Source organism: Oricola sp. (genome assembly GCF_022763245.1).
In the GTDB taxonomy this organism is placed as follows: Bacteria; Pseudomonadota; Alphaproteobacteria; order Rhizobiales; family Rhizobiaceae; genus Oricola.
The window spans coordinates 1-2,600 of record NZ_JALEGV010000002.1; the positions used below are offsets into that span (position 1 = coordinate 1).

Here is a 2,600-nt window from a genome sequence, read left to right on the forward strand (position 1 = left end):
GACCGTAAGAGCGAAGCAGTTTGCCGCCAGCAGCGGTGCCGCCCTCGTTGGTGAGCGGTATATAGGCCCCCACCCAACAAACTGTCAATCAGGTTTTCGAGATTCTTTTCATTTTTTTGACAGCCCTCGAAAAAAGCCCGGAGGCCCGGGATTTTGTCCCTGTGAACCGCAGCCTGGCCCTCTCCGACGGGCGACGCGGGGGAAGAAAATTGCCGCCTCACCGGGCCTTCCCGACGCACCTGAAATCCGCCCGCCACTCGGACCCGCCCTTCGGCCTCCGCATGAGCCCTATATAACAAAGTCGGCGCGGCCGGGCTCCACAGGCGATTTCGACGCCCCCGTCGCGTTGACACATTGCCGTCCAAAAGGCATGCACAACGGTCAAGGGAAAACGGCGCCAGACGAACGAGCATATGCCAAGCACGCATCACGCCGGTGGTTCGCCCCGGAATATCGAGATCGGCAACGAACCGCCCCTGGTCGGCGCAGGCCGCAGACGCGCGCCCGACCGGCGCGAGGTCTCGCTGCGCTGGCTGAGCGGCACCGCCCTGACCGGACTGACCTCCACCCTTCTGATGGGCGCCGCCTTGTTTGCGGCACTCGACGGACGCGAGCTGCTTGCGACGCCCGCCGAGGTCGCGACGTCGGAGGAACTGGGAACGCTCGGCAACAAGGGGCTGGCCGTCAAGGGCGCCCGTGTGGTCAAGCCGCGCGCCCTGCGCACCGAACCCAGCGACCGCCGCCGCATGAGCCTGTCGACGCTCACCCATGTCGGCGACAGCGACGTCATCCGCACCAAGCCCTTCGAATATCTGAAGATGGCGCTGGCGGCCAACATCAAGACCGACAAGGCCTATCCGGCCTTTGATCCGCTCAACATCTTCACGGACGGGTCCGCGCCGAAGGTCGAGGAAACCGATTCCGAGAGCATCATCTACGAGGCCTCGGTGGAGACCGAGGTCAGCGTCAAGGTCGCCGATTTCGATTTCCAGACCGACATCCCGACCGGCGCGCTGGCGCTGAACGACGAGGAAGCCGAGGAGATCGTGCGCTCCACCGCGCTGATCCTCACCGATGACGGCTCCGTGCAGGTCGCAGCACTGCACTATGTCGATCCGCTGCGCTTCGGCGTCGACGATCCGACGCTGGCGACCGGTCTCGGTCTCGCATCCGCCGCCCGCATCGTGCCGGAGAACATGTCGGTGGCGCCGCGCATGAAGGACGAGGCCGGCGAATTTCCGGTGTTCGAGGAGGACCTGATCGAGGTCTCCGCCGCCGGCAAGATCGACGAGATCCTCGAATCGACCGGCTACGGCCTCGCGCCCTCGATGGCCGAGGCCATCGGCACGCTGCTGCGGACGGATTCGCTGAAGTCGGGCCATGCCATCCGCCTCGGCCTGCAGGAGACCGAAGAGGGCCGCGACATCGTCCGCGCCTCGGTCTATTCCGGTTCCAATCACGAACTGACCATCGCGCTCAACGACCGCGGCCAGTATGTTCCGGCCCAGGAGCCCGTCGATCCCGGCATCATGGACACCCGCGACGACGAGGTCGCCTCCGCGCCGGTGATCGCAAGCCACGACCTGCCGACGGCCTATGACGCGATCTACAATTCCGTCCTGTCCCACGACCTGCCCGACACGATGGCCGCGCAGATCGTGCGCATGGTCGCCGCCGACGTCGATTTCCAGAAGCCGGTCAAGCCGACCGACAGTCTCGAACTGTTCTTCTCCCTGCCCGAGGAAGGCGACGGGGGCGACAGCGGACACGAATTGCTGTTCGTGGAGGCGAGCTTCGGCAAGTCGACGCGCGCCTTCTACCGTTTCCATTCCTCCGACGGCTCCGTCGACTATTACGACGACGAGGGCCGCAGCGCGCAGCAGTTCCTGTTGCGAAACCCGGTTCCGGCCGGGCGCTTCACGTCGTCCTTCGGCATGCGCCGCCACCCGATCCTCGGCTATTCGCGCATGCACTGGGGCGTCGACTGGGCCGCGCCGCGCGGCACGCCGATCATCGCGCCGGGCAACGGCACCGTCGTCAAGGCGGGCTGGTCGAGCGGCTACGGCAAGCAGACGATCATCCGCCACGCCAATGGCTACGAGACCTCCTATTCGCACCAGTCGAAATTCGGCAAGGGCATCAAGGCCGGCGCCAGCGTGCGCCAGGGCCAGGTCATCGGCTATATCGGCACCACGGGCCTCTCCACCGGCCCGCACCTGCACTACGAAATGCGCGTCAACGGCACCCGCGTCGACCCGATGCGCGTGAGGCTGCCGAAGGGCAACGTGCTCAAGGGGCCGGATCTCGAAGCCTTCAAGCGCGAGCGCGACCGCATCAAGACGCTTCTCCAGAAAGACGAGACCGTGGTGGCACAGGCGGCGGGCTGACCTCGGCCGGACGCGCGACGGATCAAGTGACAGAGAAAGGCCGGCAAGCCGGCACGAAAAAGCCCGCCATGGCTGCCATGGCGGGCTTGATTGTTTCTATGCGTGGAACCCGCGCTTACAGCGCCTTTTCGAGCTCTGGCAGGACCTCGAAGAGGTCTGCGACGAGGCCGTAATCGGCGACCTGGAAGATCGGCGCTTCCTCGTCCTTGTTGA

General features: G+C 65.5%; 1 protein-coding gene and 1 pseudogene. One reads left to right on the forward strand and one right to left on the reverse strand.

What is annotated here, in order from left to right; all coding sequences use genetic code 11:
• Positions 1–413 precede the first annotated feature (413 nt).
• Complete coding sequence (locus tag MRY80_RS00020) at positions 414–2,387, forward strand: M23 family metallopeptidase (protein ID WP_293286656.1); 1,974 nt, start codon at positions 414–416, stop codon at positions 2,385–2,387.
• A gap of 115 nt (positions 2,388–2,502) precedes the next feature.
• On the opposite strand, the pseudogene MRY80_RS00025 reads toward MRY80_RS00020, so the two are convergent.
• Positions 2,503–2,600 (reverse strand): annotated as a pseudogene (locus tag MRY80_RS00025) (electron transfer flavoprotein subunit alpha/FixB family protein); the annotation flags it as partial.